Here is a 5,005-nt window from a genome sequence, read left to right on the forward strand (position 1 = left end):
GAGTTGTGGACGACTCCGCGGTGCTCGCCGCGCTCATAGGTGCCCCACACCAGGTGCACTCCGAGCTCAGGGGCCCTCTCGCGCAGCGGCTCGCACAGCGTGCCGGGCACGTCGTCGACGAGGTCCCACAGTTCCTCGGCCGTCAGGGCCGGTGTGAAACCGGTGGTCACGCTCTCGGGCAGCACCACCAGTTCGGCCCCGGTGGACTCCACTCAGCGCGTCACCCAGTGGGCCGCGCGGGCCGTGTTGTCCTTCACGGCAGCCCGCGTCAGCGGGCCCGGGCGCGGGGCGACCTGGATCGCCGCCGCGGTGAACGCTCTCATGCGCCTTCCGCCTTGTGCGGTTCTTGCGGCGCATCCGCCGGGCCCGTCACAGGAACCGGACGAGGATGCCGCCGACGCTCGCTGCGAGCAGGGCCACGACCGCGCCGAACACCGCGCCCTTGGCGAAGTCCCCGCCGCCCCGGGACGGGCCGGCCGAAGCCGCTGTGGGCCGGGTGTAGACACCGGGAACCGCGGCCTGCGGTACGGATCCCGCGACAGCCGGCACCGCGGCCGGGGTCCCGGCAGGCGGCGCCTCGTCGTTGAGCACCCTGTCCACGGTCTTGAAGAACTCACCCGCGGTCTTCTTCGCGACGCCGGTGAGCACCCGCTGACCGACGCCGCCGATCATGCCGCCGACGACCGCGTCCGCGTCGTACTCCAGCAGGGTGCGTCCGTCGCCGAGGTCCTGGAGCGTGACCTTGGCCTCGGCGCTGACGGTGCCCGGCCCTCCGGCACCGGAGGCCTTGAGCGTGAACGCACCGGGCTTCTGCTGGTCCGTCAGCTGCACATCGCCCAGGTAGGTGCCCTTGATCGAGGCGACCCCCATGGTCACGGTCATCCTGTAGGCATCCGGGCCGGTCTCCTCGAGCTTCTCGCAGCCAGGAATGGTGCGGGTGAGCACGGCCGGGTCGTTGAGGGCGTCCCAGACCTTGTCGATGGCCGCATTGAGTGTGGCGTTTCCACTGACCTTCATGGTTGGGAGTGCTCCTTGTCGCTCTCGCTGTGCGTGTGCTCGCCGCGGCGCAGCGCCGGGATCTCCCCGGCGGCGAAGCGTTGGCGCAGGTGGAACAGTTCGGACGGCTGGATGGGCATCCGCGTGATCGCGAAGCCCTCGGCGTCCTCGATCGCGGAGGCGATGACGGCCGCCGTGGGGATCACCCCGGCCTCCCCGGCGCCCTTGAGGCCCAGGGGGTTCAGTGGGGACGGCGTCTCCAGGTGGTCGATCTCGACCTTGGGGACCTCGCTCGCGTACGGCATGAGGAAGTCCATGAAAGACGCGTTGAGCAACTGGCCGTTGTCGTCGTACTCCATGCGCTCGTACAGAGCACCGGCCACGCCCTGCGCGACTCCGCCGTGCACCTGCCCTTCGACGATCATCGGGTTGAGCAGGTGCCCGCAGTCGTGCACCACGCAGTAGCGCAGCACGCGAATCTCGGCGGTCTCCGGGTCGGTCTCCACCACCGCGGCGTGCATGCCGTTGGCGAAGGTGGCCCGGGGCGGGGAGTAGTAGTCGCGGCCCTCCAGGCCGGGCTCGTCGTCTTCGGCCACCGGCGGCTTGCCGAGGTCGCAGGAGCCGCCGAACTGCGTGGCGGCCCTGGACGCCTCGTCGAAGGCGTATCGCAGCGGGTTGGACAGCACCGCGACGGCGCCCAGCGGCATCGCGGTGCCCGGATCGCCGGTCACCCTGACCATGCCGTCCACGATCTCCAGGTCGGCCTGGGGAACCCCGAGCGCGTCCCCCGCGATGCGCAGCGCTTTGGCGCGCACATTGCGGGCGGCCAGCGCGATCGCGTTGCCGCTCATCACCGCTGCCCGGGAGGCGAACGTGCCGACCGCGTACCCGAACCGGCGGGTGTCGCCCGTCGTCACGTGCACGTCCTCGAAGCGCACGCCCAGCTCGTCGGCGACGATCTGGGCGAACACCGTCTCGTGGCCCTGCCCCTGGCTCGTCAGGCCGGTCGCGACGTTGACCCGGCCGCTCGTTTCCACGTGGACGTGGCCGCCCTCGTAGGGGCCGACGCCGGTGCCCTCGACATAGCAGCCGATGCCGATGCCGACCCTGCGGCCCTCGGCGCGGGCCTGCGCCCGGTACGCCTCGAAGTCGTCCCACCCCACGAGCTTCTTCAGCTTGTCCAGCGACGCCGGGAAGTCACCCGAGTCGTAGACGAGGGGGCGTCCGTCCTGGAAGTACAGCCCGTGGTCGTAGGGCATTTCCTCGGGCTGGATGAAGTTCTCCGTACGCACCTGGGCCCGGTCCAGGCCGAGGTGGTCGGCGATGGCGTCCATGGTCCGTTCCATCGCGAAGACGCCCTGCGGCCTGCCGGCGCCCCGGTAGGGCGTGACGATGACCGTGTTCGTGTACAGGCTGCGGAACTCCACCCGGTACGCGCCCGGCTTGTACGGGCCGAGGAGCTGGGTGGACGTGATGATCGGTACGATGATGCCGTACGGGGTGTACGCGCCGTTGTCGTGCAGGATCTCCACGTCCAGCCCCAGCACGCGGCCCCGGTCGTCGAACCCGACGCGCACCGTCTGCAACTGCCCGCGCTCGTGCGCGGAGGAGACGAAGTGCTCACGGCGGTCCTCGGTCCACTTGACCTCGTGGCGCAGCATCCTGGCCGCCCATGGCACCAGCACCTCCTCGGGCCAGGGGTGAACGATCTTCACGCCGAAGGCGCCGCCGACGTCCGGCGTCACGCACTCGACCTTCGCCAGCGGCAGTTCCAGCTTGGCGGCCACGGCGGCGCGCACACCGGTGGAGGTCTGCGTGGAGCTGTACACGCGCAGCGATCCGTCGGCCTCGTCCCACCGCGCCAGGACACCGCGGCCCTCCATCGGCACGCAGGCGCTGCGCTCGATGTCGAGGCGCAGTTCGAGCGTGTTGGGCGCGGCGGCGACGGCCGCGCGGGCGTCACCGGTCTCCTGGACCAGATGGGCGGCGACGTTGCCGGGCACGTCCGGGTGCACCTGGTGCTCGGCGCGGAAGGCGTTCTCGATGCCGACCACCGGCGGCAGCGGCTCGTAGTCCACGGTGATGCGCTCGCACACGTCCTCGGCCGCATACCGGTCGCGGGCGACCACCATGACGACGGCCTCGCCGACATGGTTCACGAACTCCTTCGCCAGCGGGTAGGCGGTGCGGCCGTGGGTCAGTGCGGGATGGGGTATCAGCAGGGGCAGTGGCTCGGCGATCCTGCCGGGTAGATCGTCGTAGGCGTAGATGGCCACCAGGCCGTCCACCTCGAACGCGTCACCGATGTCGATGCCCCGCACGCGGGCCCGGGCGTACGGACTGCGCACGAAGGCCGCCTCGTATGCCCCCTGGCCCAGATCGTCCAGGTAGCGGCCCTTGCCCACGACCAGGCGCAGATCCTCGGTGCGCTGCCGCGCCGCACCGACCAGGGAGGTCGCCGTCGTGGTCACCGGCCGGGTCTGTGTGGCCGTCATCGCGCCGTCCCCTCGCAGGCACCCTCGCAGGCACCCTCGCGCAGTATCTCGGCCGCGCGCAGCACCGCCTTGACGATGTTCTGGTATCCGGTGCACCGGCACAGGTTGCCGGAGATGGCTTCGCGGGCCTCCTCCTCCGTCGGGTCCGGGTTCTCCTCCAGATATGCGGCGATCACGGTGAGGAAGCCCGGGGTGCAGAAACCGCACTGCAGCCCATGGCATTCGCGGAACGCGCGCTGCACCGCGTGCATGGTCCCGTCCGGACCAGCAAGGCCCTCCACGGTCGTGATGTCACTGCCCTGGGCGCTCACCGCGAACATCAGGCAGGAGCGCATCGGCCTGCCGCCGACCAGGACGGTGCAGGCTCCGCACACCCCGTGCTCGCAGCCGACGTGCGTGCCGGTCAGGCCCAGGTCGTGGCGCAGGCAGTCGGACAGCAGTCGGCGTGCGGGGACCGCCGAGGTGCGCAAAACGCCGTTCACCCGCAGCCGGATCTCGTGTATCTGCTCGGTCATCGCTCGCCGCGCTCCTGCTCGTCGTCGCTGATCTCGTCGCTCATCTCATCGCTGATCTCGTTGATGGCCGCGGGCAGCGAGGAGAGCTGCGCGGCCCGGACGGCCGCTGCGCGGACCGCCCGCGCCGTCAGCACCCTCGCGAGGTGGCGCCGGTAAGCGGCTGTGGCGTGGATGTCCGGCTCCGGGTCCATCTGCTGCGCGGCAAGGTCCCCGGCCGCGTCCCAGTGCGCCGTGTCGGGGGTGGCCCCGGAGACGGCCTCGGTGAGGTCGAGCAGCAGGGGCACCGGTGACACCGACAGATAGGCGGCACGGGCCCGGACGATCCGCAGGTCCTCGTCGAGGGTGACGGCCGCGGCCACGCCGCACATCGCGTAGTCCCCGTGCCTGCGCGCCGCCTCCACGAACTCGGTGCCGGTACGCTCCGGCAGCCGCGGGAAGTACGCCGAGACCGCCATCTCGCCGGGTTCGACGCACGACTCCAGCGGGCCGACGAAGAAGTCCTGTGCACCGACCGTGCGGGTGCCGCCCTGGCGGGCCAGCTCCACCGAGCCGCCGGTCAGGGAGAGAACAGCCGTCATCTCGCCGGACGGGTCCGCATGGGCGAGGCTGCCCACCGTCGTCCCGCGGTTGCGGATCACCGGGTGCGCCACGAGCCGGAGGCCCTGGCGGAGCAGGGGCACGGCGGCGTGGACGGCCGTGTCGCGTTCGACCTCCGCGTGCCGGGCGAGCGCACCCACCCGGACCCCGCCCGTCTCCGTGCGTACGTACGCGAGTTCACTCAGGCCGTTGATGTCGACCAGGTGGTCCGGGGCGGCCAGTCTCATGTTGAGGATGGGGATGAGGCTCTGACCGCCGGCGAGGACCTTGCCGTCGTGGCCGACGCGGTTCAGGGTGTCCAGAGCCTCGGGAAGGCTTTTCGGGGCGTGGTACTGGAAAGCCGGCGGCTTCACGATGCTGCTTCTCCTCGCTGGTCCGGTCCGTGCCGGTGTGGTCCTTCAC

At 71.1% G+C, this 5,005-nt stretch carries 5 protein-coding genes; all 5 read right to left on the bottom strand.

Features of this window, described 5'->3' with window-relative positions:
* Positions 1 to 212, bottom strand: a 212-nt coding sequence (locus ACWGI8_RS39365; RefSeq protein ID WP_453668245.1) for a nitrilase-related carbon-nitrogen hydrolase, incomplete at its 3' end; no start/stop codon positions are given.
* A 157-nt stretch (positions 213 to 369) separates the two neighbouring features.
* Positions 370 to 1,017 (bottom strand): SRPBCC family protein, encoded by a 648-nt coding sequence (locus ACWGI8_RS39370; protein ID WP_453668246.1) that lies wholly within the window; start codon positions 1,015 to 1,017, stop codon positions 370 to 372.
* On the bottom strand, positions 1,014 to 3,491 hold the full coding sequence (gene cutA / locus ACWGI8_RS39375; RefSeq protein ID WP_453668247.1) for an aerobic carbon-monoxide dehydrogenase large subunit: 2,478 nt from the start codon (positions 3,489 to 3,491) through the stop codon (positions 1,014 to 1,016). Before cutA ends, ACWGI8_RS39370 begins: the two co-directional genes overlap by 4 nt.
* Positions 3,488 to 4,006 carry a (2Fe-2S)-binding protein gene (locus ACWGI8_RS39380; RefSeq protein ID WP_453668248.1) on the bottom strand — a complete coding sequence of 173 codons (519 nt, stop codon included), beginning with the start codon at positions 4,004 to 4,006 and terminating at the stop codon, positions 3,488 to 3,490. Before ACWGI8_RS39380 ends, cutA begins: the two co-directional genes overlap by 4 nt.
* Positions 4,003 to 4,956 (bottom strand): FAD binding domain-containing protein, encoded by a 954-nt coding sequence (locus ACWGI8_RS39385; protein ID WP_453668249.1) that lies wholly within the window; start codon positions 4,954 to 4,956, stop codon positions 4,003 to 4,005. The genes ACWGI8_RS39380 and ACWGI8_RS39385 overlap by 4 nt, the downstream gene beginning before the upstream one ends.
* Positions 4,957 to 5,005: the final 49 nt, after the last annotated feature.

This window comes from Streptomyces sp. NPDC054841 (assembly GCF_053611045.1).